The sequence below is a fragment of the Photorhabdus sp. RM71S genome (assembly GCF_042879355.1).
Lineage (GTDB): Bacteria > Pseudomonadota > Gammaproteobacteria > Enterobacterales > Enterobacteriaceae > Photorhabdus > Photorhabdus kayaii.
Window position 1 is genome coordinate 1 of the sequence record NZ_JBHFKV010000057.1, and the last position, 24,411, is coordinate 24,411.

Annotated in this window: 22 protein-coding genes and 2 pseudogenes; 23 read left to right on the top strand and 1 reads right to left on the bottom strand. The window is 41.8% G+C overall.

From position 1 onward, the window contains the following. Both ACGF5R_RS20535 and ACGF5R_RS20540 read left to right on the top strand, forming a co-directional pair. Window positions 1-337, top strand: a pseudogene (locus ACGF5R_RS20535) (ISNCY family transposase); the annotation flags it as partial. A 24-nt stretch (window positions 338-361) separates the two neighbouring features. Further along, window positions 362-667: an Rpn family recombination-promoting nuclease/putative transposase gene (locus tag ACGF5R_RS20540; RefSeq protein WP_387692460.1), complete on the top strand. Its 306-nt coding sequence runs from the start codon at window positions 362-364 to the stop codon at window positions 665-667. 381 nt (window positions 668-1,048) lie between these two features. Here ACGF5R_RS20540 and ACGF5R_RS20545 read toward each other — a convergent pair whose 3' ends face one another. Further along, complete coding sequence (locus ACGF5R_RS20545; RefSeq protein ID WP_387692462.1) at window positions 1,049-1,183, bottom strand: hypothetical protein; 135 nt, start codon at window positions 1,181-1,183, stop codon at window positions 1,049-1,051. Window positions 1,184-1,566: 383 nt separating this feature from the next. Between ACGF5R_RS20545 and ACGF5R_RS20550 the strand changes: the two genes are divergently transcribed. The 21 genes and pseudogenes from ACGF5R_RS20550 to ACGF5R_RS20650 all read left to right on the top strand — a co-directional run bounded on the left by ACGF5R_RS20550 (window position 1,567) and on the right by ACGF5R_RS20650 (window position 23,927). Continuing rightward, complete coding sequence (locus tag ACGF5R_RS20550) at window positions 1,567-2,016, top strand: phage tail protein (protein ID WP_054480021.1); 450 nt, start codon at window positions 1,567-1,569, stop codon at window positions 2,014-2,016. A 53-nt stretch (window positions 2,017-2,069) separates the two neighbouring features. Continuing rightward, on the top strand, window positions 2,070-3,149 hold the full coding sequence (locus ACGF5R_RS20555; protein ID WP_387692464.1) for a phage tail sheath family protein: 1,080 nt from the start codon (window positions 2,070-2,072) through the stop codon (window positions 3,147-3,149). Between the two features lie 11 nt (window positions 3,150-3,160). Further along, window positions 3,161-4,642, top strand: a complete 1,482-nt coding sequence (locus ACGF5R_RS20560) for a phage tail sheath family protein (protein WP_387692466.1) — start codon at window positions 3,161-3,163, stop codon at window positions 4,640-4,642. A gap of 48 nt (window positions 4,643-4,690) precedes the next feature. Further along, a complete protein-coding gene (locus ACGF5R_RS20565) occupies window positions 4,691-5,884 on the top strand; it encodes a phage tail sheath C-terminal domain-containing protein (RefSeq protein WP_112876576.1) in 1,194 nt (397 codons plus the stop codon). Window positions 5,885-5,897: 13 nt separating this feature from the next. Continuing rightward, window positions 5,898-6,356, top strand: coding sequence for a phage tail protein (locus tag ACGF5R_RS20570; protein WP_112876577.1), 459 nt, complete (start codon window positions 5,898-5,900; stop codon window positions 6,354-6,356). After that, entirely contained in the window at window positions 6,353-6,532 is a 180-nt protein-coding gene (locus tag ACGF5R_RS20575) for a DUF5908 family protein (protein ID WP_112876578.1), read from the top strand. The genes ACGF5R_RS20570 and ACGF5R_RS20575 overlap by 4 nt, the downstream gene beginning before the upstream one ends. Next, window positions 6,519-7,202, top strand: coding sequence for a hypothetical protein (locus tag ACGF5R_RS20580; protein ID WP_387692468.1), 684 nt, complete (start codon window positions 6,519-6,521; stop codon window positions 7,200-7,202). The genes ACGF5R_RS20575 and ACGF5R_RS20580 overlap by 14 nt, the downstream gene beginning before the upstream one ends. Next, window positions 7,199-8,800 carry a phage baseplate assembly protein V gene (locus ACGF5R_RS20585; RefSeq protein WP_387692470.1) on the top strand — a complete coding sequence of 534 codons (1,602 nt, stop codon included), beginning with the start codon at window positions 7,199-7,201 and terminating at the stop codon, window positions 8,798-8,800. The genes ACGF5R_RS20580 and ACGF5R_RS20585 overlap by 4 nt, the downstream gene beginning before the upstream one ends. 13 nt (window positions 8,801-8,813) lie before the next feature. Continuing rightward, on the top strand, window positions 8,814-9,275 hold the full coding sequence (locus ACGF5R_RS20590) for a GPW/gp25 family protein (protein ID WP_112876581.1): 462 nt from the start codon (window positions 8,814-8,816) through the stop codon (window positions 9,273-9,275). Beyond that, window positions 9,272-9,688 (top strand): hypothetical protein, encoded by a 417-nt coding sequence (locus ACGF5R_RS20595; protein WP_112876582.1) that lies wholly within the window; start codon window positions 9,272-9,274, stop codon window positions 9,686-9,688. Before ACGF5R_RS20590 ends, ACGF5R_RS20595 begins: the two co-directional genes overlap by 4 nt. A gap of 206 nt (window positions 9,689-9,894) precedes the next feature. Then, window positions 9,895-11,730 carry a hypothetical protein gene (locus tag ACGF5R_RS20600; RefSeq protein ID WP_387692472.1) on the top strand — a complete coding sequence of 612 codons (1,836 nt, stop codon included), beginning with the start codon at window positions 9,895-9,897 and terminating at the stop codon, window positions 11,728-11,730. Beyond that, the gene (locus tag ACGF5R_RS20605; RefSeq protein ID WP_387692474.1) at window positions 11,727-14,687 is read left to right on the top strand and encodes a hypothetical protein; all 2,961 of its coding nucleotides are present in this window, start codon (window positions 11,727-11,729) and stop codon (window positions 14,685-14,687) included. The genes ACGF5R_RS20600 and ACGF5R_RS20605 overlap by 4 nt, the downstream gene beginning before the upstream one ends. 267 nt (window positions 14,688-14,954) lie before the next feature. Next, the gene (locus ACGF5R_RS20610) at window positions 14,955-15,935 is read left to right on the top strand and encodes a tail fiber protein (RefSeq protein ID WP_387692476.1); all 981 of its coding nucleotides are present in this window, start codon (window positions 14,955-14,957) and stop codon (window positions 15,933-15,935) included. A gap of 75 nt (window positions 15,936-16,010) precedes the next feature. Next, window positions 16,011-17,657: a contractile injection system tape measure protein gene (locus ACGF5R_RS20615; protein ID WP_387692478.1), complete on the top strand. Its 1,647-nt coding sequence runs from the start codon at window positions 16,011-16,013 to the stop codon at window positions 17,655-17,657. 9 nt (window positions 17,658-17,666) lie between these two features. Next, on the top strand, window positions 17,667-19,745 hold the full coding sequence (locus tag ACGF5R_RS20620) for an ATP-binding protein (RefSeq protein ID WP_387692480.1): 2,079 nt from the start codon (window positions 17,667-17,669) through the stop codon (window positions 19,743-19,745). A 24-nt stretch (window positions 19,746-19,769) separates the two neighbouring features. Next, window positions 19,770-20,672, top strand: a complete 903-nt coding sequence (locus tag ACGF5R_RS20625) for a DUF4255 domain-containing protein (RefSeq protein WP_112876588.1) — start codon at window positions 19,770-19,772, stop codon at window positions 20,670-20,672. Window positions 20,673-20,951: 279 nt separating this feature from the next. Next, window positions 20,952-21,860: a hypothetical protein gene (locus tag ACGF5R_RS20630; RefSeq protein ID WP_262980946.1), complete on the top strand. Its 909-nt coding sequence runs from the start codon at window positions 20,952-20,954 to the stop codon at window positions 21,858-21,860. 424 nt (window positions 21,861-22,284) lie between these two features. Further along, on the top strand, window positions 22,285-23,148 hold the full coding sequence (locus ACGF5R_RS20635; protein WP_112876590.1) for a cytotoxic necrotizing factor Rho-activating domain-containing protein: 864 nt from the start codon (window positions 22,285-22,287) through the stop codon (window positions 23,146-23,148). A 178-nt stretch (window positions 23,149-23,326) separates the two neighbouring features. Then, window positions 23,327-23,605 (top strand): DUF1778 domain-containing protein, encoded by a 279-nt coding sequence (locus ACGF5R_RS20640; protein WP_387692482.1) that lies wholly within the window; start codon window positions 23,327-23,329, stop codon window positions 23,603-23,605. 27 nt (window positions 23,606-23,632) lie between these two features. Then, window positions 23,633-23,722: pseudogene (locus tag ACGF5R_RS20645) on the top strand (GNAT family N-acetyltransferase); the annotation flags it as partial. Beyond that, window positions 23,718-23,927, top strand: coding sequence for a hypothetical protein (locus ACGF5R_RS20650; RefSeq protein WP_387692484.1), 210 nt, complete (start codon window positions 23,718-23,720; stop codon window positions 23,925-23,927). The pseudogene ACGF5R_RS20645 and the gene ACGF5R_RS20650, both read left to right, overlap by 5 nt. Window positions 23,928-24,411: the final 484 nt, after the last annotated feature.

Below are 24,411 nucleotides of genomic sequence, written 5' to 3' on the forward strand. Positions count from 1 at the left end.
TACGCTGGATCTCTCCCAATTTGTCCATCAACTGATTGAACAATCTCCGGAGCATGAAACGATGTTGATGACTATTGCAGAACAGCTTGAACAAAAAGGGCTTGAGCGAGGTATTGAGCAAGGCCGAGAGGAAGGTATTGAACTAGGCCGAGAGGAAGGTATTGAACTAGGCCGAGAGGAAGGTATTGGACTAGGCCGGGAGGAAGGTATTGAACTAGGCCGAGAGAAAGGTAAAGTGGAAACGGCTCAAGCCTTATTACGGCATGGCGTTAGCCTGGATATTATTGTCACCAGTACCGGACTGAGCCGGGATAAAATTGAAGCGTTAAAGCATTAAATTAATCTTCTTTTTCACAGAAAAATGCCGATATTCAAAATCGGCATTTTTGTTCTTATTCAAGGTGATGGCTACACAGGGGACTTTTACGTTTACCCGGCGAAGCTGAAACCGGTCAGACTGAAGCGACGATCTCCGGAGCATGAAACGATGTTGATGACTATTGCAGAACAGCTTGAACAAAAAGGGCTTGAGCGAGGTATTGAGCAAGGCCGAGAGGAAGGTAAAGTGGAAACGGCTCAAGCCTTATTACGGCATGGCGTCAGCCTGGATATTATTGTCACCAGTACCGGACTGAGCCGGGATAAAATTGAAGCGTTAAAGCATTAAATTAATCTTCTTTTTCACAGAAAAATGCCGATATTCAAAATCGGCATTTTTGTTCTTATTTATAGGGAGCAAAATGACACCTTAAGAGCATGGGGAACGCGATTAGGTGAGTTGTTTGCGGAAACAAAATCACGGTTTATAAAAAAAATTATAATTTTATAATAAACCAATTATTGTCTTAATGAACAAATATCAATTTTAACTATTTACTGAACTTCGTAGAAAATCGATTAAATCGAATTACTACTAAATCTCATAATCAATAAGTAATCAAAAAAGTACCAATTACTGAACATAATTAATATTGATTTCAAACTATAATAGACGTATTATCTGTCGCCCTAAAGAAACAATCTAACTTCAAACATGATTTCATTTTATCTATTTATTAATACCGTAAAAAATCCATTTTATTAGCACTGCAATAAGACTATCTTTTTCTTCTCTAATCGGAAGAGATACTTTTCCTCTTATACCACCAAGATTATTTTCTCCTATAGCGATTTGTATAATCATACTTACCTATCGACTTTTTGATTATAAATTAATCAATGAAACAGAAAATAATTCTCCATTCATAATTTCTCTACCCCTAAAACCAAATAAAACAGCACAAATACCTAAAATGGTTAACCTCTACCATACCAACTAATAATTATCCTTCATTATTAATTAATATTCCCTCTAAAGATTCATTACTTATAATCATGCCGCTTTATTAAATGCGAACTAAATAATCGCGAAGTAAATTTTTTCAGTATAAATAATAACCTATATGTCAGGTTGCTGCGGTAGCTATACCCATAGCTCAGTGCTAGTCAAAACCGCAGTGTTAATCAAAATAAAGCAATAACACTTTGTTTATCTTTTAAACATAAATAACCAATAAGGAAAAAATTATGTCTACAACTCCAGAACAAATCGCTGTTGAATATCCTATCCCTACTTACCGCTTCGTTGTCTCAATCGGTGATGAAAAAGTCCCCTTTAACAGCGTTTCCGGGCTCGATATTTCTCATGACGTCATCGAATATAAAGACGGCACAGGCAATTATTATAAAATGCCCGGCCAACGTCAGGCGATCAATATTACCCTGCGTAAAGGTGTCTTCTCCGGTGATACTAAACTTTTTGATTGGCTTAATTCTATTCAACTTAATCGGGTCGAGAAAAAAGATATTTCAATTAGCCTGACTAACGAAGCCGGTACTGAAATTTTAATGACCTGGAGCGTGGCAAATGCTTTCCCAACTTCATTAACCGCTCCTGCTTTTGATGCCACCAGCAACGAAGTTGCTGTTCAGGAAATTAGCCTGACCGCAGATCGAGTCACCATTCAAGCAGCTTAAAGCGCATTTATAAAGCGGTTTACTCAGAATATTGCATAATAATTGGAGGCTACATGCCAACGGTACCAACATATCCCGGCGTTTATATTGAAGAGGACGCTTCACCCGCACTCTCCATTCGTTCCAGTGCAACAGCAGTGCCGGTCTTTGCTGTTGCAAACAACGGTTCATCAATATCAGATAAACTCTATATTCGTGTTAGTAGTTGGATGAACTATTTAACATTAAAAGGCGAACCATTTAATCCCAAGAATATCCTTGACGTTTCACTGCGTGCTTATTTTATTAACGGTGGTGGATATTGCTATCTCGTCAAAACTAAAGACTTAGAAACACAAGTGCCAAAACTCGACGATGTGACATTACTGGTTGCCGCCGGCGAAGAAATTAAAGATGCAGTAAGTACACTTTGCCAGCCGGGCAAAGGATTATTTGCCATTTTTGATGGCCCACAAAATGATACTGACATAAAAGAACCAGAAAAAGTCCTCAAACTTTATTCTCCTACCGCTTATGGCGCAGTTTACTACCCTTGGCTAACCGCTGAATGGGGAGAAAATAAAGCCGCTATTGATATTCCGCCCAGTGCAGTGATGGCCGGTATTTATGCCAGTGTCGATAACAGCCGAGGGGTCTGGAAAGCGCCTGCTAACGTTCCTATTCAAGGAGGATTACAACCTAAATACCCAGTAACCGACGACCTGCAAACGAAATATAACCAAGGCAGGGCACTGAATATGATCCGTACCTTTCCTAAGAGCGGCACGCTGGTTTGGGGGGCTCGTACACTTGAGGACAACGATAACTGGCGTTATATCCCGGTTCGCCGTCTGTTTAACAGTGCAGAGAAAAATATTAAAAATGCCATGAGTGCTATGGTATTTGAACCCAACAGCCAACCCACCTGGAAAGCGGTTCACCGCGCTATCGATAACTATCTCTATGCCCTGTGGCAGCAAGGCGGCTTAATGGGTAACAAAGCCGAACAGGCTTACTTCGTCCAGATCGGTAAAGGTCTCACCATGACCGATGACGATATCAAGCAGGGCAAAATGATTGTCAAAGTGGGTCTGGCGGCAGTTCGTCCAGCCGAATTTATTATCTTGCAATTTACGCAGAATATCGCTCAATAATCGGAGGCAACATGCCAACAACACCAACTTATCCTGGCGTCTATATTGAAGAAGATGCATCACTGGCTCTCTCCGTTAGCCAAGGGAATACGGCAATCCCGGTTTTTATTGGCCGTTTCTCACCGAAAAAAATCAGCGCAACACCACAAATAACACGCGTGAGTAGCTGGTTAGATTTTACTAACCAGTTTCATGTGGGTTGTATTAGGTCGGTAGCAATCAAATTAACTGAACCTACTCCGCCACCAGCCCCTTCCGTTCCTGAGAAAAACGAAGGTAATGAAAAAACCGAAAATAATACAAAAGATAAGGACAATGTAGAAACTGAAAATAATGTAAAAACCAAGGACGATGCAGAAACCGAAAACAATACAAAAGCCAAAAGCAATGTAGAAACTTTTGCCACCCAAAAGAGTACGCTTGATACAGACGATAAAAATAACAGTGATTCTTACAATATAACTGCCGTCACCTACACAACAAGCAGTGATGCTTTAAAACTTTATTTCCAAAATGGTGGCGGTCCCTGCTATATCCTGCCAATTGCTGATACCAAAGATACTACTCTGGCATTAATTCCTGAATTAATTGAGCAAGCTTTAGAAATTACCTTGATCGTCTGCCCTGAACGGGATTCTTCTTATCAGAGTGCAATATATGGCAGCCTGACCCCTTTATTAAAGGCAGGATATTTTCTTATCGCTGATAATCAGGATAAAGAAACCGCACTCAATGTTAGCCTGCAATCACAAACCGCAACTTATTATCCTGCGGTTAAAGTCTCACAACTTATTCAGGTGGAAAAGAGTACCATTGCAGTTGAAGGTTATCGGGATGAAAAAGTTACCCATCTGGCAGAACTCAAAAAGCAAAACCCAAAACTCCATACACAAGTTACCAAGGCAATAGAACAAAAAATTGCAGAGAACAAAAACCTCATTCCTGCCAGTGCAGTCATGGCTGGTGTCTATTGCGCCACTGACGCCAGCCGCGGCGTCTGGAAAGCACCGGCGAATGTTGTTCTCAGCGGAATTAGTGATGTAGCGGATCGGCTCAGCGACAATGAACAAAGCACCATAAATCAAAAAGGCATCAATGCTATCCGTTATTTCAGTAACAAAGGATTTGTCGTCTGGGGCGCTCGTACTCTGCAAGATGATGACAACTGGCGCTACATTCCGGTTCGGCGTTTATTTAATGCGGCAGAACGGGATATCAAGCAAGCCATGCGATTTGCCGTTTTTGAACCCAATAGCCAACCTACTTGGGAACGCGTTCGGTCAGCCATTGATAACTATCTGCATCAACTCTGGCAACAAGGAGCGCTGGCCGGTAATAGCCCGCAGGAAGCCTATTTTGTCCAGATTGGTCAAGGTGTCACCATGTCCGACACTGATATTAAGCAAGGCAAAATGATCGTCAAAGTTGGCATGGCAGCGGTCCGTCCGGCTGAATTTATCATCCTGCAATTTTCGCAAAATGTAACACAGTAACCGTACTGAGGCGCGGTTCGCCGCGCCTGTTCTATTGAGGAACCGAGAATGGAAATCACACAGCCCGGCGTCACTATCACGGAGAACCTGATATCCCAGCCACAAGATGAGGCATTTATCGGTATACCGGTTTTTATTGGTTACACCGCAAAAAGTCCAGACAACCAAACCGCCGTCAAGTTAAATAGCCTGACCGACTTTACCCTGTCATTTGGTGAATCAGGATTAACGTACTATTCCGTACGTCACTTTTTTGACAACGGGGGTCAACAAGCCTATGTACTGTCGTTAGGATCTGATGAACCACGCGGCAATTTTCAATCATTGAGCTTTACCCTACAACAAGATTGGGTTAAACAAGCGATTGCGGCACAGAGTGCTATCACGCTGATTGTGGTCCCCGATATTGTCTATCTGAATCAGATGGATGCTCCCGATTCAGAAATCGATCAATACGACAAGATTCAGTTCTGGCTACAATTTTGGCAATCAGTACTTAACCTCTGCCAGTGCCGACGTGGCATCATGGGATTGCTGGATGCCCCCGATAATCCCGCATTGGCTGCGGAATGTTTAACGCAGCTCTCTTCCAGTGATCGGCAATGGGGCGCCGTATACTGGCCAAGAGTGAACAGTGCCTATCAGGAACAAGATCGGTCTGTTGTTCTTTCGCCGACTGCGGCGGTGGCCGCCATTATTCAGCGTAACGATAACCAAATGGCGGTCTGGCACGCACCCGCGAATGTCGCATTAGCCAAGGTGATAAGCCCAATACGCTCTTATATTGAAGCAGATGCCCTGTTTAATCAGGATGGCACCTCACTGAATCTGGTGCGTAGTTTTCCCGGCAAAGGGATAAAGATCTGGGGATGCCGCACGCTGGACAACACCCCCGACTCTCCTTGGCGCTATATCCAGACACGCCGTCTGGTTTCCTATATCGAAGCCCATATGACTCAACTGGGCCGAGCCTTTGTGTTTGAACCGAATAACGCCATCACCTGGATGAAGTTTAAAGGTCAGGCTTACAACTGGTTACGTCAGTTATGGCTAAATGGCGGGCTACGGGGCACTCAGGAAGATCAAGCCTTTGAGGTGTTACTGGGCGTTGATGAATCGATGAGCGAAGCGGATCTGCGGGCCGGGAAAATGATCATGAAGATCAGGCTGGCGCTATTAATTCCGGCGGAATTTATTGAGCTGAGTCTGACATTTGATACCCGTACCGGCATCACCCATTAAACAGGGGCAAAATATGAACAACTTATACACCCCGTCGGTATCACACCGTTTTATCGCCAGTTTTCTGTTTAACAACATCCCTAGCCCACTCGACATTGCCTTCCAACGGATATCGGGCCTCAGCCGCGAACTGCAAACCACCCAACACAGTCAGGGCGGAGAAAATGCCAGAAACGTTTGGCTAGCCGAGAAGATCCAACACGGCAGTTTGGTGCTGGAACGCGGCGTGATGACCGTTACGCCGCTGACCTGGGTATTTGATCGCGTCCTGCGCGGCGAGAAAGCGGTGTATGCCGATGTGGTCATTATGCTACTGAATGAACATTCAGTTCCCGTAGCAAGCTGGACATTAAGTAACGCCCTGCCGGTTCGCTGGTCTACCGGCGACCTTGATGCCAATAGCAATACCGTTTTGGTGAATGCACTGGAATTACGTTATCAGGATATGCGCTGGTTAGGAGTGAAAGCATGACTGTTGAAATTAAGGAGTTGATTATTCAGGCCAAAGTCACCGACTCAGCGAGTCACTCGGTCACTCCACGAACACTGGCGCAGGAAGCGCTGGATAACGCCCACCTGATTGAAAAGGTGAAACAAGCAGTATTAGATGCATTGCGTGAAACAGGAGGTCATTATGAGCTTAATTGAACGCAGCCTGTCCAAACTCACCCTCACCGCCTTCAAAGACCGCGAGGGGAAAATCTCCGTAGGCAGTTTACAGGCGATGTATAACCCTGATGCCATCCAGCTCGATTATCAAACCCGTTATCAGCAGGATGAAAGCATTAACAGTGCCAGCCAAAGCAGCCGCTATGTGTTATCCCAACCGGCGGGTCTATCATTAATCCTGTTATTTGATGCCGCCATGCCCAGCAGCAACACGCCGGTAGAAACCCAACTGGCAACGCTAAAAGCCTTATGTGCCGTGGATGCCAGTACTAACGTCCCTCACTTTCTTAAAATCAAATGGGGCAAAATGCGTTGGGAAAATAAAGGCTATTTTGCCTGTCGCGCCAGTGGTCTCAGCATTCACTATACCCTGTTTGACCGGGACGCCACACCGTTGCGGGCCAGCGCTACCCTATCTCTGGCAGCAGATGAAAGCTTTGTCATTCAAGCTACCGAGCAGCAATTAAAATCACCGCCAGTTACCGCAGTTAACATAACCGATATGCTCTCCCTGCCCTTAATCGCCCTCGGTACTGGTGCCTCTCTGGCGGGCGGTATCGATTATCTCTCGCTGGCCTGGCAAAACGATTTGGATAATCTTGATGATTTCACGCCGGGGCAAACGCTGCAAGCACGGGGGAAGGCATGAAGATACCTGCGATAACGCTCAAAATAGGCGACAAAACACTCAACCACTTTACGGTTATCAGCTTAACAGTAAACCATCATATCAATGGCATCCCTTCGGCTAACATCACCTTAGGTATTGCCGGTGATGCAAATCATATCTTTGATGCCAAGGCGCAAGCTGAACTGGCAAGCTGCCATCCGAATCATGAGCTTAGCGTGCAGATTGAAAAAACCGTGGTGTTTAAGGGGAACATCGTTCGGCAAACATTGTGGCTTAAAGGTCAGGACAGCATCATTACTCTGACCGCCAAACATTCGCTGCAAAAATTAACTCACAACTTCCACTCGCAACTGTTCAACAAACAGAGTGATGAGGCGATTATCAAGAAGCTGTTTAGCCAGACAGGTATTCCTGTCACGATAAAACAAGCCCCGCAGCTTAAAACCGTACATGAGCAAATGGTGCAGTTTCGCTGTAATGACTGGGCTTTTCTAAAAAACCGGCTGTTCGCGACCCACACCTGGCTACTGCCCGGTAACGATAGCGTGACGCTGGTTTCCCCGGAATCACTGAATCGGTCAACCGTACATACCATCCACCAGCGGGCTAACCATCAGGATGCGGTGTTATTTGAGGCTAATTTACAATGGGATAATCAACGTAGCCCCAAAACCGTGAGTGTACAATCCTGGGATATCGCCCAACAAAAACTGTCTCAAGCCCATCAGGCAAAAAGCAGCGGACTGGGTCGCAATCAACTCGCCACAGATAACCTGACATCATTGACCAACCAAGCATGGCAATGGGTTTTCAGCCATCCGCTGGACAATGAACAGGCCAAACAGCTTGCTCAAGGTATCCTGAATAACCGCCGAAGTCATAACGTCTCCGGTAATTTTGAGGTCGAAGGCGATAACCGTTATCACGTCGGTGATGTGCTGGCATTAAACGGCTTTGGTCAGGGGATGGATGGTCAGGCGATTATCACCGGCGTCAGTCAGACCATCAATCAGCGGCAAGGCTGGCGTACCCGGCTAACGCTGGGGCTACTACCGGAAACAGAGCAAGTTATACCGCAGGCGAAAGAGCTGCATGTCGGGATCGTGGAAAAATACCAGCGAGATAGCCAGTCATTAGGTCGTATTCCGGTCAAAATACCGGCCTTAAACTTAACCAACGGCACCCTTTTCGCCCGCCTGGGTAAACCTTACGCCAGCCATGAAAGCGGCTTCTGCTTCTACCCGGAACCGGGGGATGAGGTGATTATCGGCTTCTTTGAATGTGATCCCCGCTTCCCAGTGATATTAGGCTCCATGCACAACCCTAAAAACAAGGCACCGTTAGAACCGAGTGAAAAAAATCCGGTGAAAACCTTAGTGATTAAACAGGGGGAGAACCAGCAGGAATTATTATTCAATAATAAAGATAAAACCCTCGCATTAAATAGCGGAAAACATACCTTATCTCTGCAACAGGATAAAGATATCACGCTTAATTCGACTAAAAACCTCATTACCAATGCTCAGGAAATTAAAATAGAGGCCCAAAAATCGCTGTCTGCTTCCGGGAAATCCGGGGTGGATATTAAAGGTGCGAAAATTAATTTAACCCAATAATTAAGGTAATGAGATGACAAACACAGTATTAACCAACACAGTATTAGCCGATATTTATGGTCGGGGTTGGGCCTTTCCGCCGCAATTTTCTATCAAAGATAATGCGCATCCTGAAATAGCAACCGGCGTAGCAATAGCGGAAGGGGCAGAAAACGTTCGCCAAAATATGAAAATTCTTTTTCTCACCGAACCCGGCGAACGAATTATGCATGAGAATTATGGTTGCGGCCTGAATGATTATCTGTTTGCCAATATCCGTGACGAAATGATGGTCGAAATTCAAACCCGTATTGAAGAACGAGTATTGCGCTATGAACCCCGCGCCGATATCAGCGAGATCCAGGTAAATCAGAGAACAGACATGCCCAATACCTTGCATATTCAGGTCACTTACACCCTGAGAGGCAGCGAAATCGGCCAGCAAATTGAAGGCGCCCTTGAAGTTAATGAAGGCCGGGTGCAGGTGAGTTTATGAGCAAACAACTGGTGGTGGATGGCGACAATTTGCTGTTCGAACCGTTATTTGGCAACCGACAAGTCACCATTCTGGGGCCAGCAACCATCCGGGGTAGCGGACACGTCAAAATTCAAGGCAAAAAGATCGTCATAGTGGGTGATGAAAAAAAGGTCCAACTGCAAGCGCAATATATTACCCCAAGCCACCCGGTTCCCGGCATGGGAATAGTCACCATTGCTCAATTGGATGCCAGCCAGCAGGTAAACTTCTGCCGTAGTCCAGTCACGGTGATTGTAGTCGGACAACAATTTATCGCCTGTTTTACCCCGACACAGCCAGCCAATAATCCATCGAGTGGCCCGGATGTGACAGCCCCCAGTATGGGCAAAGGCCGTTTTATTGCCAGTCAATATGCGGTCACTGCCGGATAAATAATTTTTCCAACTTTAATTTTAAATAATCACGATCCCCTGAAAATCTATACCTAATAGATTTCAAGTTGCAGCGCGGCGGCAAGTGAACGAATCCCCAGGAGCATAGATAACTATGTGACTGGGATGAGTGAAAGCTGCCAACAAAGCAGCAGCTTGAAAGATGAAGGGTATATCGGGAATAATTGCATAACAGGTGGTAAAATATGGGACAGGCTGAGTTAGAAAATAAACTCTCTGCAATTGTGCCAGATACTGAATTTAAACTTGATGAAAGAAGCACGCTAGATATTTTAAACTGGCTTAAAGCTTATGCTGAAAAAATTCCTTTTGATCAAGAGAAAAAACAGTTCTGGGATAGCTTTTACTTTATTCAAGCAAATCATCCTCAACAATTAGCCGACATTGACCAAAATGTTAATAAGGCGGATGGCTTTTTACCGGCCCATCAAGCTTTTGTTTTGGCTTTTTTAAAATTATTAGAAACAACTAATCGATTATTAAATACTTTTCCGGCCCGGCACCGTAATCTTTACTACCGGGAATTATTGGGGCTGAAACCTAAAAAAGCGCAAGCAGATAGCGTTGCTTTAAGCATTACCTTAAATACAGATAATGCAGAATATTTTATCCCTAAAGGAACCCTATTTGATGCCGGACAGGATAGCGCCGGAAATCCGTTACAATATGCATCAGATACCGATCTATTAGCGAATCAAGGAAAATTGACCGATCTGCGTTGGCATCGGAAAGATAACACCGACTGGAAATCGGCAATAATATTAAGCCACTCAGATAATATTAAATTACCTGAAAACGGTATTAAACTTTTTAGCGAAACATCCCATGATGTCAAAGTTCAATCTACCACCATAAATTGGGGAGAAGCAAATATATCATCACTAGCCAATAATACATTCTATTTAGGCTTTACCGATGTATTACCGGGGCAAACTTTATCTCTATACTGGCAGTTAGACGGCTTTGAGGAATTCTCCATATCCTGGTTTTATCTTAATAAAGACAATACATGGCAGTCATTAACCCAACTGGTTCACGACCAAACCCGCAACCTGTTTGATCGGGGAACTTTGCGAACTTTGTTACCACAAAACGCTTCAAATCAAACCTCTCTAATGCCAACAGATAAATACTGGCTAAAAGCTGAGATGGTACCAACGGTATCTGGTGAAAAACCGCCTAATTATCCAAGAATTAAAGGACTGTTGTATAACGCTATAACCGCTACTCTAATTAACGCAGAAACCATTGAGTCGGATCACTTGCTAAATGGATTAGCTGTCGGCAGCATTAAACAGCCGGTGAACTCATCTGTTGGAATCGATGAAATAACTCAACCTTGGGCCTCGTGGAACGGTCGCCCGCCAGAAACCGAACAAGCCTTCCTGACCCGACTCCCTGCCCGGCTATCTCACCGTAACCGGGCGCTGAGTTGGGGCAACATTGTCACTTTATTAAAAGAGCAATTTATCAGCCTGTTTGATGTCAAATACCCTTCTGCCAGTGAATTAACCAAAATCCCGGCACCGGAAAAACAGCAACTGATTGTGATTCCTGACAGCCGTTACAAAGATAACGATGATGCGCTGCGTCCAAAATTAAACCCCGCTCGGCTGGCAGAGATGGTCGAATGGATCAAACAACTCAGCAGCCCTTGGGCAACCCTTGAGATCAGCAATCCCACTTACGTTGACGTTAATGTGAACTACCAAGTGACCTTTATCGCAGGTGTTAACCCCGACTACGGATATCATCAGCTACAACAGGAGTTAAGCCGCAAATATATGCCGTGGGGCGAAAATGCCGCTATCGGCGTGACAACCGGTAATCGCATTGATTATTACCAGTTATTAGCCACGATCCAGCAATCTCCTCTGGTGGAACGCGTCACCGATTTAAGCATAACCATCGCTAACCGAGTCACCGGTGCCGTGGGTAAAAGTATCGAAGCCGCCGATGATGAAGTGCTGATTTTAGTCTGGCCAGAGCCGCGCCCCTTAAACCAAGGAGTTAACCAATGAATCATCAGGATGCCCTATTTCCCATCGTCAAAGACGATATTACCTTCGATGCCTTACTCACTCAGGCCAAAACGGTGATTGAGCAGCAATCCGGCCAATGCTGGAGCAATACCAGTGAAAATGATCCCGGTATCACCTTATTGGAAGCCTGTTGTTATGGTGCCTCCGATCTGGCCTATCGCCACTCATTACCACTGAGAGATCTTCTTACTCCAAAGCCAGAGGAACAGATACCTGGCGACGGTATTTTCCCCCAAGAATTTGGCCCACAACAAACGCTGACCTGTGGCCCCATCACCGCGGAGGATTATCGCCGGGCTTTGCTAGACCTGCACAGCAGTGACACAATTAATGACACCAATGAAGGTTATTTTTTCTTTAATGATGTCCAACTGATTTGTGAACCTGAAAACGAACGCTATGAATACTGGTATAACAAACAGAAACGTGAATATCGCTTTAAAAACTCCGGATCAGACAGCCAATTAGCGCTAAGAGGAAATTATTGGCTCTATTTACTCCCTAACCGGGAAACTGAAACTAATAAAACACTGGCTAAGGAGAGACTGAAAACTTTCCTCAAAGACAATCGAAATCTAGGAGAATCCGTCAGTCACATTATCTGGCTGCAACCTACCGATCTGCCTTTGCAGATTGATATTGAACTTGAAGAGAACGTCATCGATTTTGCTGATATTTTCGCCCAAGTTTATATGACGGCGGAACAGATGGTGCTGGCAAAACCCGAACGTTATACCACTCAGGTCATGAAAGATCAGGGTTACAATCATGAAGAGATATTTTCCGGCCCTTATTTACATCACGGTTGGATACCGACATTACCTCAAGTCAAAGATTACACCGGCGCTACCGTATTAAATTTAAGCCATCTGGTTAACCGATTATTAGCTATTAAAGGTATTCAAAGTGTAACCCGGCTGGCATTAGCTAATCACGACGAAACCATTACGCCATTGTCGGACGATAATTGGTCCTGGAAAATCGCTCAGGGATATTACCCCAGACTATGGGGTAACGATCCATTGGCACTAATTACCTCAGCAAACAGCCCGCTTACCATTATTGCCAAAGGGGGCGTTAAAATTGCTGTTGCTAAACAAGATGTAGAGAAACAGCTTATTACAGAATCCCTGATTAATACACAGCCAGAATTACTGCATTGGGGTAAACATCGTAAAGTTCTGGATTATTACCCGGTAAGCAATAAGTTACCGGCTTGCTATGGATTGCAGACCAGTAAACCTACGCCACAACAAATGCAGTTGCACCAATTTATGCTGCCATTTGAACAAATGTTGGCTAACGGCTGTGCTGAACTGGCTCTGTTACCGAAATTACTGGCCTTTAAACAACGAGGGAAAACGGTACACGGTGTACAATGGCCTTTTAAAGCCAATACGGTCAGTGACAACGTTCATCAACAGATCATTGCTGATTTAACCGCAAAACTAAGCCGTGATTCACAAATCTATACTGATAACCATATTCAGAAGTCAAACTATATAAAAGAGGCGACAATTCTGAATCATCTGTTAGGCTATTTTGGTGCTCAACTTGCCGCCAGACCACTCACATCAAACTCACTGTTGGGTTTCAAAGATTTTCTGTCTACTCAGCAAGGCTATCTGGCTCAACAACCCGAACTAATCTATCAACGTAATAATATTCGGATTGATAAAGTGTCGGCGCTACAAAAACGAATTGCTGCCCGGTTAGGTTTGGGCGGAGAATGTTTCAGCGACACACCCGATCTGGCTAACCTGCCTTTCTATTTAATTGAGCATCGTCAGCTTTTACCAATAAAACCCGATGCGAAATTCGATGATAAACATAAACCTGACGATCTAAAAATAATTGAAGAGAATTCAGGCTTTAAAAATCATCAACTCATCATCACCCAGCAAGGTATTGCAGGTCGGTTATTACAAGGTCAGGTAATTAACCTGATTATTATTGAAGGTGATAGAGAGTTTATATTACGGGGCCAAATGATCACCGAAGTGACAGGAAATTCATTCTCCATTAACACCCGTAACAGTAGCGATTTGGAACGCAATCTTGACAGAATAAGACTGGCATTTAATGATGGTAATCTGCGCTGGCAAAATAGCCCAGTGTGGCTGGAAGATATGGATTATCAATTGGTTTATGCCGATGAGACATATAAAAATGTTACCGAAGATGAACGTTGGATTACTTCCAGTGCTCAAAGCCCCTTCCCTGCCATGATCGAAGTCGATGATGAAATCACCCTGAAATATGTCATTACCCCATCTGGGCCAACCCAAAAAATATCAGCTCGTACAATTCTCCCTGAACCGCCTGAATATGAACTCAAAGCACGGGTGGTTAAATTTGATCGTATTCAAGGCAAGATATTAATTAAACGCAATCAAAACTCACAGCATAAAGACTTTCCAAAAGAGACCGAAGCATGGCGCTATCGCTGGTACTTCTCCAGCGAAAAGTACGCCTTGGCCGATCGCTTTTCATTTGTGGTCAGTGTGGTCGTTAATCGTCAGTTAATTGAGAATAACAAAGTTGACCCTTACAAGCTGGAGTCTTGGGTGAAAAAGGAGATTCTCGCTGAATTTCCCGCGCATATTTCGATGATTATTCACTGGCTATCACCGGAACATTTTAAAGATTTTGCCAGCACCTATAAACGTTGGCAAAACAATGGCGCACCTTTAGGGGACGAGGCATATCATATTTTAGAAACCTTAACCTTGGGACGCCTACCTTCTGATGCAACCGGTATTGGTAATATGCGAATTGCCACTAAACAGCAACGTATTGAGGTAATTGGTAAGTCTGGAGATAAATGGAATGAAGAAGTCATAAAAAGTGATCAATTATTATATGTACCTTATACTGGAGGCATGGCTAAACTAAATGCAATGATTAATAAAAATAATATCAAAAATAGAAATTAATTTATCCCATATAAAAACAAATGAATATAGCATCACAAAAAATTTATTTTAACATTAAATATCTCTTCCTGTTTAATTATACAGAAACAGCTATACCCAATAGATTTCAAGTTGCAGCGCGGCGGCAAGTGAACGCATCCCCAGGAGCATAGATAACTATGTGACTGGGGTAAGTGAAAGCAGCCAACAAAGCAGCAATTTGAAGGATGAAGGGTATACAAGACATTTAAATCAGAATAATCTAATATCATATATAAGGTAATAAAAATGGAAAAAAAACCTAATCTATCTAATGCAGAATCCAATATGGAAAATATCAAATCAAATGGCCCATCAGCAGATAATTTAAAAAAACGCTTCAAAGAAGGCAGTATTCCATTACAAACCGATTATGCCGACCTAATTAATATTGCTGATATGGGCCGCCGGGCTGTTGGTAAAGCACCCGATCAGACGGATAATCCAAATTCAGCCTTAGTGCTGAATAATAATAGCGGACTAGCGGTAAAGGTTAACTCTAGCGGAGGCTTACAGGCGAATAAAGATGGATTAAGTGTAAAAATCAAGAATAAAAGCTTGTTAACTGATAATAGCGGATTAGCAGTCAATACCGGCAGGGGATTAAAAATTAACAACGACAAACTTGAAGTCGATAATCATCACGGTATTGAAATAGTTAATGAAGGGGTAAAAGTTAAAGCAAATAATGGTATTAACGTTGATAGTAATGGTGTTTCAGTCAAAGCCGGTAAGGGCATTAAGGTAGACGGTAGCGGTGTCAGTTTAAAGATGGGAGCTATTTCCGTCAGTACCTATTCTCCATTAATGCTAAAAGAAGATATCTTATCTGTAAAACTTGGTAATGGCTTGCTTAATAACTCCAAGGGAATATCAGTTAACCCAGGTAATGGTATTACCGTTGATTCCAATGGTGTAAGCATTAATATCCAACAAATCGCATCAGCGCTCGCGGACTTAATTATTCCTTCAGGAACAATTGTACCATTTTATAGTAATGGCAGTTTACCTAATGGTTGGCTATGGTGCGATGGGACTAATGGCACACCTAATTTAAACAAGGGCATAACTAATGAGATCACATTAATTTCAGGCTGGATAGGAAAGATAAATAGTGCTCATTGGCTCTTAAATAATGTAGGGTATGGAGATAGTGAACAAAATACAAAAGTTCAAAACGGCAATTTAAGAATAAGTACAACTTATACAAGATATATCATGAAAAAATAGACTCGTTAATCAGAATAGTATTATACATATATAAACCTATTTATCATATCGATCAGTTGAAAATGAGATATTAATATGTCTTGGGAGCCAAATCTGTTAAACCGGATTACCATTACTATTAAGGCTAACAATCAACAGGTGGCTAAAAAAGTATTGCATGGCTCCCTGCTTAATCAAACCAATATAAATAAATTATTCAATTCATACTTTGATGAATATAACATTCATCAGGATATCTCTTTAGAGACATTAACCATTAATCTTGGTAAAATAAGTCTCCATGACTTTAATTCATTGTTTTCTGCTCGCCTCAAGATAGAGCTGAATAAAGCACTTAGCCAATATCAGGTAAACGATCATAAAGAAGAAATTCTACTGAATAAATCAATATCCAGTAAATTTATCAATAAGTTATCTTTATCTGGCGATAATAATTTCATTAATGCAGAGAATTTTATTCACTCGTTATATCAACAAGATCCCCAATTAAATACACTGGAGGCAATAACCAATAATAAAGATATTAATAAACTTACCCATCAATTAGCACAGATAGAGAACCAATGGATATTGCTATTGGCAAAAAGCTGCCTATCTGAACACGGTATACAACGACTTTTGGCGATCAAGCAACCCGCTTTATTAAGCGCCATCAACCGCAGATTATCCGCAAGAGTAAACAAACCACAACATCAGGAGGAGCTTGTCTCCTCCGGGCAATTGATGCTCAATGCACTGGAATATATACAGCGGCATAATATTCAGGAAATACCCAAACCCAATGCAAAAATCATTTCACGTATTACAACTGAACTTAATAACGGCGTACTTAATGCCGCTCTTGTTATGACATTATTCCGCCAGACTATGACCGATAATAGTCCATTAAATAGTTGGCTGAAACAACTTTGGCAAACCGTTTCTGTTTCACGGCTTTGCCAAAAGCATCTGTCGGTTGAAGAATACCAATATCTATTGGAATATTTTATGCCAAACCATACAGATAAAAATCCATCCGGTAAAAAATCAACCATGAATAACGTTAATTTCTCAAACGTTCAACAATATCAACATTCGACAAACCAAAAGATAATCGCCGAAGATCAACAAGCATTATCAACATCGGATAATACATCGGTTACAGAAGGAAATAGACCTAACCCACTTCGAACTATTAACAGACCACACTCTGAACGAACTGTATTACCTGAACAAGTCCTTCCATGCCAAGTCAGTAATGCGGGAATATTAATTTTATGGCCGATGTTGCCCACACTATTTAATCAACTTGGTTTACTTGAGAAGCAAAAGTTTATCCATCGTCAAGCCCAATTCAGCGCCGTTAATTTCCTTGATGCTCTCATTTGGGGAACCGAAGAAACACCAGCCGAACGTAAGAGAGTCAATAACGTGCTGTGTGGATTAACGGCTGATGAAAATAGTGAATCAATCTCTCTTGAACCAGAAAAACAATTAATAACCGCGCAATGGCTAGATACCGTTATTGCTCAACTTCCCGGCTGGAAAAAATTAAGCCGCAATGATGTCCGACAACTATTTTTACAACGGCCGGGTGAATTGCTGATCAATGATCAAGAAATCAACATCACCATCCAGCAACAGCCCTTTGATGCATTACTGGCCGATTGGCCGTGGCCATTAAATATCGCTAAGCTTCCCTGGCTGGATCACCCTTTATTAATCGACTGGCGAAAAATTTAACAGGTTTATATGAACTATTTACTTAAAAATAACCACCACATGGTAAAAGAATTACGCTGGATTTATCCCCATCTGGAACGTATTGATCTGCGGTTACAGCATTACTATTACCAAAACAGAGAAAAATACGATTATTTACCGGATAGCTTCCTACTTACCGAAGATGAATTAGAGCAACATCTGGCAAAGCCACAGGGTATTCCTCATTGGATAATCAAACAGGATGATATTATTAATTTCCCTGAAATCGAAGAAATCCCCAATGCATTATCACTATTGGTCGAACGTTTTGAACTCACTGAATTTGAGCGTGATGTTTTATTATTAGGTTTATTGCCCCATTTCGATAGCCGTTATCATGCATTATTTGCCGCTCTGCACGGCAACAGTAAAAAACAGTGGCCCAGTTTTGCTTTAGCTATTGAACTATTCAGCCAATGTCAAAGTGATCGGCAATTACTGCAAAATAGCTTCTTACCACAAACACCGTTAATCAATAACCAATTATTACGGCTCAATAATCATCAAGAGCCTATTTGGTTACAAACCCAATTTTTAACTCATAGCGCTATCTGGCATTTTTTATCAGGACAACGGGTTATTTTACCGCCGCTAACAACTTGTGCTTATTGGCATTCTCCGGCCTCACATCGTTGGTATCCACAAACTCTTTGTCATTCACTTGAAAAGATATTACTAAATGAAACCGATGAAATACGCCCGTTGGTCATACTCAGAGGAAAACCGGATAGCGCCAGAGAATTAGCTGTCAGTCATATTATGGCGTCTCATGATATTAGTACCTTAACCCTGGATTTAGCCCGTCTGCCGGACGAAGAGAACACCGCAGCAATATCTAACTTGCTGATGGATGCAGTCCGGGAAGTCAGGTTACACGATGCCTGCTTATTAATCCGCAATTTTTCTTTATTGACAGAGGAAAAGAGAATATGGCACAACGAGTTATCTACATTATTAAACCAACCAACATTAAGGGTAATTTGTTTGGTAGAACCGAGTGATGCATTAATATGGATAAAACATCTGCCAATAGTGCAAATTGATATGCCCGCACTTACTCTGGCAGATAAAAAAACCATGCTGGAAGCAAGCTTACCGGATAATATTGCTCAGGAAATCAATATTACTCAGTTATGCCAACGTTTTTCATTTACCGCAGAAACATTGCCGCAAATCCTTAAAGAAGCGAGTCAATATCAAATACTCCGAGAACCAAACGGTCAATTGGAAGAAATCGATCTGCGAAAGGCATTAAGTTTCCGCGCCCAACAAAACTTCGGTAAATTAGCTCAACGAATAACCCCCAAACGTAGCTTTAATGATTTAGTCATTTCAGGCGCATTAGCGCAACAATTAAAAGAAATTATTGCTGCTATTCATTATCGTGACCAAATTCTGGCTACTGGCTTTCGGGAAAAAATCGGTTATGGCACCGGCATTAGTGCACTATTTTACGGAGAATCCGGGACCGGAAAAACCATGGCCGCAGAAGTGATTGCCGGGCATCTCGGTGTTGATCTAATTAAAGTCGATCTCTCTACCGTGGTGAATAAATATATTGGTGAGACGGAGAAAAATATCTCCCGTATTTTCGATTTAGCCGAAGCGGATTCTGGAGTGCTATTTTTCGATGAAGCGGATGCTCTATTTGGCAAACGCAGCGAAACCAAAGACGCCCAAGACAGACACGCTAATATTGAAGTTTCTTATTTATTGCAACGACTAGAAAATTATCCGGGATTGGTGATTTTAGCCACCAATAATCGTAGTCATTTAGACAGTGCGTTTAATCGTCGCTTCACCTTTATTACGCGTTTTACTTATCCTGATGAAACATTGCGTAAAAAAATGTGGCAAGCCATCTGGCCGGAACAACTGACATTATCCAATGAAGTTGATTTTAAATATCTGGCTGAACGAGCTGATTTGACCGGGGCTAATATCAGAAATATTGCTTTATTAGCATCAATGTTAGCGAAAAATGACCACTGTGAACAAATCGAAAATCAACATTTAGATCGGGCGGTTACACTCGAATTAAGTAAAACAGGCCGATTGGCTTTTTAAACATTCAATAGAATAGGAATAAACATGACAACCCTAATTGCTTCTGACAATGCAATTATTGAAGTAAATAATGCATTAAATACTATTTTATCCCAGTATTTAAATACCAATGGCAATAAGATTGATATCCGCTTTGATCTACCCGAAATTAATTCCATTCAATCGGAACCGACGGTTAGTGTATTTCTTTATGATATCAATGAAGATCTTCAATTACGTTCTGCCGAACCAAGACGCTATAACCCGATGACCAGTACACTATTACCGGGATGGGTCAATATCAATTGTAACTATTTAATTACTTACTGGGATGCCAATAAACCATCAAGCGACAGTTCAAGCCCGGATAGTCAGCCCAATAATCAGGCGGCGAAAGTGATGACTCGTATTCTGAATGCATTAATTAACAACCGTCAATTAACCGGCATTCCCGGTGCCTATACTCGAATTATTCCCCAACAGGAGAATTTAAATAGCTTAGGTAATTTCTGGCAAGCTCTCGGTAATCGCCCTCGCCTCTCTTTAATGTATTCCATTACCGTACCAATGAAATTACAAAATATTGAAGACAGTGTAATACCAATCAGAAAAATATCCTCTTCTGTGAATCAAAAACCAAATATAGATAATTCACAAATAAATCAAGCTTTGAAAGATAAATTGTGTGCCGATTTAGGTGGTACGGAGGATATTCGCCTTGCCCTGGCTAAAGTCAATCTGATCACTGAATTCGCTATAGGCAATAATGAAAGTCAGCAAAATATAAGTGTTATTCTTGAAACTTCTGGCATTACCCATTCAATTCATTTACCACAAATAAAAGATATTCTTGCAAAATGGCAAAATAGTCAAAGTGCTGTTGTTGAGATCAATAGTGTCGGTATTATTATTTCCAAAGAGAACTCTGACAAATTAATTGGAGTTTAATTTTATCTTCATTATTAATATAGCTGACACCTTTATGTAAAAACACAATATACCCGTTATCTTTCAAGTTGCCTCTTTGTTGGCTGCACTCGCTCACCCCGGTCACATAGTTTGCTATGCTCCCGGGGATTCTCTCCCTTGCCGTCGCGATGCATCTTGAAATCCATTGGGTATATATCAATAGAATAAAAATACATTATTTATTCCCACTAAAAACTAACAGATGATAATATGCCAAACAACAAATACAGTGAAAAAATTCAACATTCAGGAAATAGAATGGAAAAACGCTCGATATATCCTAACGAATATAATACTATGAGTAGCTGCTCACTAGGATTAGGATTGGATTTACCGTTAGAGAAAAAGTTAAGAACAGGGAATGAACGGAATATAGAAGGTGCACAACCTTTTATTCCGTCTCATTCTAAACAAAAACAATATAGCGCAATTCCAATAGCAATGTCTGATATATTAAGTGAAAGTGCACTAACTTCACAACCGATTATTACCGATTTAATTAATCCGCAAAAGATAAAAATGTCAGAAGGAGTAAAAGATATTTTAAATAACAAAGAAGGAGGCGGAAATCTGGTGTTCAAGGCACTACAAATTAAACCATCAGATGAAACTGTGCCATTCAACGCATTAAAAATTGTCGATACCTGGCAAAATGAAATACCGGATAAAGACATGTCCATTTTAGCTTATTGGGCCCCACAAGGAGGATATGTTGATATCCCGACACAACCCAATCTCAGTCGCCATCCACAGTATGTATTCACCCCAGGATTCAGTGGATGTTCATTTGTTGTCGATAAAATGAATAAAGATATTCTCCGGGTTCGGCACGTACAAGGTGGTCAAGAAGACGTTGAATATAATAACCAAAATATTGATCACGGAATGGGTATGATTGCAGCAATGGAATTCTGCGATTATGGATACCACGAAGCCGATGGCAAAGTTATGGAAAATACCTATGGTTCTGCATTCCTAAAATTTAACCCGGAGGAAAAACAATGGCAACTTCACTATCAGAAAATAGCCGCAGCCCCTAATATCATAAATATAAAACCTAAATCTAATCGGTGGTCATTCAGTAAGCCTTCAATTGAAGCCGACACCTTTATCTCTAAAGATATGAAAGTTTCTGGGTATAATAGGAAGAATATCAATGATAATTAATTTATATATTACTTATTCCTAATATGTTCATTATTATAAAATTAACAAACAGCCCCCCAATATTCTAAAGTCGTAAAAATAGAAAATAGTAAACTTGAAACAAGTATTCTAGATTATAATAACTTACATGGAAAAACCGGGAGCTGTATTTGATAACATAGCTCCCGTTATTTTCCATAATAATTAATTTTTAAATCCATCTATTCTATTATTTTCTGATTAGTCAGGTAATTATTACATTAAAATGTTGATAGTAAAAACCAGACAAATCTGAAAATAGATCTCAATTAAATATCTACTCTTTAAATTTATGATTAAATACATATGCCTTATGGATTTCAAACTCATAGCATCAGATCATCTGAATAATTATTTTCAGATAAATCTTAAACGTAGCAAATTTAATTAATTAGAGGACTTATTAATGTTCAAACACTCTACCGCAGACAGCAAACTTAATAAAGGGCATATTTCCCCGCTAAAGAACAAGGGGTTATTAGTGGGTAGCGATAATGCCCCAATCGACATACCGGTGATAGCGCATCGCTATGACAGCCATCAGCAACTTGCTCAGGCAAGGTCTTTGAGAAATAGTGACTCTGGTCAGGAGAACCCTTTTCATGATGTTATTATGGGATTTAGTGGTGACCAAGTGACCTCTTCAGAATCGGGTTCTGGAACGATAGGAAGACATTGGGGAAAAAATAGATTAGGCCACAATATTACCGGCATTAATGTAGTTAATGGCGCATCGGGAACCGTAGGAATAAAAATTGCCTTGCGAGATATTCGGCCTGGGTATCCGGTCATTGTCACGTCCGGGACATTAAGCGGTTGTACCATGGTGTATGCCGTGAAGGATAATTATTTCTTTGCCTATCATACGGGCCAGAAACCGGGTGATGATGAATGGAAAACCGGCCAAGATGGCGTTGTCACTACCGGTCAGAGTCACAAAGCCCTTTTATCGGATAGCAAACCGATTGCGGTTAACCAACAAAATAACGATTTAGTGAATATTTTTGCAGAATATGATCAGAGCGTTATTACCTATATGGGAAAACAGGCGGTTGTGATTGATAATACCGCAGAAAATGTCAGTGTTTTTAACTACGATGAAATCAAGCCGGGAAGACCGGTTATTAGAGCCGGCTATAGCTATGCACTGCTGGCTAATGATAACGGTAAGGTGAACGTCAAAGTATTATCGGAGGATGCTATCGTTTCACCTGGTAAAGACGGTAATAGTATTGAGGTTATCAATTCACTCAAAAAACGGTTGTTATAGTCTGCCAGATGTGACATTCACCTGGAATATGCGGAGTCTGATCAATAGCCGTCGCAGTTGTACTAAAAACGTTTGTATTTGACACTCATCATGTACACTTTGAAAGTGTACTGATTGTTATATACCCACACCTAGTATGTGTACTATTTTAATGCGTACAAAATGGAGAACTTCAATCATGCCTCAAATCCCAGTAGAAACCAATAACCGTATGTCGTTGCGTATTGCCTCTGAAGAAAAATCACTGTTGATGCGTGCAGCAGCCATACAACACACCAATCTGACCGAATTTGTGATCCGCAACGTCGTCTCGACAACGCGGAAGATTATCGATGAGAACGAACAGCTTGAACTGACAGAGAAAGACAGTTTATATGTCCTGGACCTTTTGGATAATCCACCGGCTCCCAACAATAAGCTCATGGCTGTTGCCTTTGCTTTGCCGGAACTGCCATAACGTTACTATACTTGGCACGAAGAACCCATCAGCAAGCATCATGATCGTGCAGCCTTCGATTGTGGCGATGGTTTGTTGAATCAGTTTTTATATCGCCATACAAGGCAGAATCATGAGCCTGAGAAGTGGGAAGCCTCGCCGTTTTTTACGGCGGGGAGCAGCTCAGGCAGGTGGGATTGCGTTGCTGATTGATGCTAAAAATGAGCGTGTCGCTAACTGGTATGCGGGATATAGTGCTGTTCCATTATTGGATGCTCCTTTATCACTGTTGCTGCCGTTTAAAACAATCCACGCAGCGCTGATGATAGCAGGGAAACTCTGAATGAATAAATCAAATATCCCCGAAGTTACAATTGCCTCCAGACATCTTTGTTACATGGCGTCAATTGTACCAAAATGAAATAGTGATATACCCAATGAATTTCAAGATGCATCGCGACGGCAAGGGAGTGAATCCCCGGGAGCATAGCAAACTATGTGACCGGGGTGAGCGAATGCCGCCAACAAAGAGGCAACTTGAAAGATAACGGGTATAACTTGAAAAACAAAACACAACCATCTGGCAATAAGCGATAGCATGGATTTGAAGTATTAATCCAGATTAAAGTTACGGGCGTTTTTATTTCCCTATTTATAGAAATCAATCAAGATATGCTGATGCATAAAATTATCAAAACCTGCTATATCAATTAACAATGGTAGATTCACATAATAAGTGCAACATCGTTAATCTGGAAGTAAACATGTTCGTATTCCCTTAAATAATTCATTCGGTGTTTTCCCACCCCGTGTTTTTCGGGGGCGAT

Excerpts from the sequence above, each read along its gene's own strand:
- ACGF5R_RS20540 (WP_387692460.1), top strand. The coding sequence starts at position 362 with ATGCCGATATTCAAAATCGGCATTTTTGTTCTTATTCAAGGTGATGGC.
- ACGF5R_RS20545 (WP_387692462.1), bottom strand. The coding sequence starts at position 1,183 with ATGATTATACAAATCGCTATAGGAGAAAATAATCTTGGTGGTATAAGA.
- ACGF5R_RS20550 (WP_054480021.1), top strand. The coding sequence starts at position 1,567 with ATGTCTACAACTCCAGAACAAATCGCTGTTGAATATCCTATCCCTACT.
- ACGF5R_RS20555 (WP_387692464.1), top strand. The coding sequence starts at position 2,070 with ATGCCAACGGTACCAACATATCCCGGCGTTTATATTGAAGAGGACGCT.
- ACGF5R_RS20560 (WP_387692466.1), top strand. The coding sequence starts at position 3,161 with ATGCCAACAACACCAACTTATCCTGGCGTCTATATTGAAGAAGATGCA.
- ACGF5R_RS20565 (WP_112876576.1), top strand. The coding sequence starts at position 4,691 with ATGGAAATCACACAGCCCGGCGTCACTATCACGGAGAACCTGATATCC.
- ACGF5R_RS20570 (WP_112876577.1), top strand. The coding sequence starts at position 5,898 with ATGAACAACTTATACACCCCGTCGGTATCACACCGTTTTATCGCCAGT.
- ACGF5R_RS20575 (WP_112876578.1), top strand. The coding sequence starts at position 6,353 with ATGACTGTTGAAATTAAGGAGTTGATTATTCAGGCCAAAGTCACCGAC.
- ACGF5R_RS20580 (WP_387692468.1), top strand. The coding sequence starts at position 6,519 with ATGAGCTTAATTGAACGCAGCCTGTCCAAACTCACCCTCACCGCCTTC.
- ACGF5R_RS20585 (WP_387692470.1), top strand. The coding sequence starts at position 7,199 with ATGAAGATACCTGCGATAACGCTCAAAATAGGCGACAAAACACTCAAC.
- ACGF5R_RS20590 (WP_112876581.1), top strand. The coding sequence starts at position 8,814 with ATGACAAACACAGTATTAACCAACACAGTATTAGCCGATATTTATGGT.
- ACGF5R_RS20595 (WP_112876582.1), top strand. The coding sequence starts at position 9,272 with ATGAGCAAACAACTGGTGGTGGATGGCGACAATTTGCTGTTCGAACCG.
- ACGF5R_RS20600 (WP_387692472.1), top strand. The coding sequence starts at position 9,895 with ATGGGACAGGCTGAGTTAGAAAATAAACTCTCTGCAATTGTGCCAGAT.
- ACGF5R_RS20605 (WP_387692474.1), top strand. The coding sequence starts at position 11,727 with ATGAATCATCAGGATGCCCTATTTCCCATCGTCAAAGACGATATTACC.
- ACGF5R_RS20610 (WP_387692476.1), top strand. The coding sequence starts at position 14,955 with ATGGAAAAAAAACCTAATCTATCTAATGCAGAATCCAATATGGAAAAT.
- ACGF5R_RS20615 (WP_387692478.1), top strand. The coding sequence starts at position 16,011 with ATGTCTTGGGAGCCAAATCTGTTAAACCGGATTACCATTACTATTAAG.
- ACGF5R_RS20620 (WP_387692480.1), top strand. The coding sequence starts at position 17,667 with ATGAACTATTTACTTAAAAATAACCACCACATGGTAAAAGAATTACGC.
- ACGF5R_RS20625 (WP_112876588.1), top strand. The coding sequence starts at position 19,770 with ATGACAACCCTAATTGCTTCTGACAATGCAATTATTGAAGTAAATAAT.
- ACGF5R_RS20630 (WP_262980946.1), top strand. The coding sequence starts at position 20,952 with ATGGAAAAACGCTCGATATATCCTAACGAATATAATACTATGAGTAGC.
- ACGF5R_RS20635 (WP_112876590.1), top strand. The coding sequence starts at position 22,285 with ATGTTCAAACACTCTACCGCAGACAGCAAACTTAATAAAGGGCATATT.
- ACGF5R_RS20640 (WP_387692482.1), top strand. The coding sequence starts at position 23,327 with ATGCCTCAAATCCCAGTAGAAACCAATAACCGTATGTCGTTGCGTATT.
- ACGF5R_RS20650 (WP_387692484.1), top strand. The coding sequence starts at position 23,718 with ATGAGCCTGAGAAGTGGGAAGCCTCGCCGTTTTTTACGGCGGGGAGCA.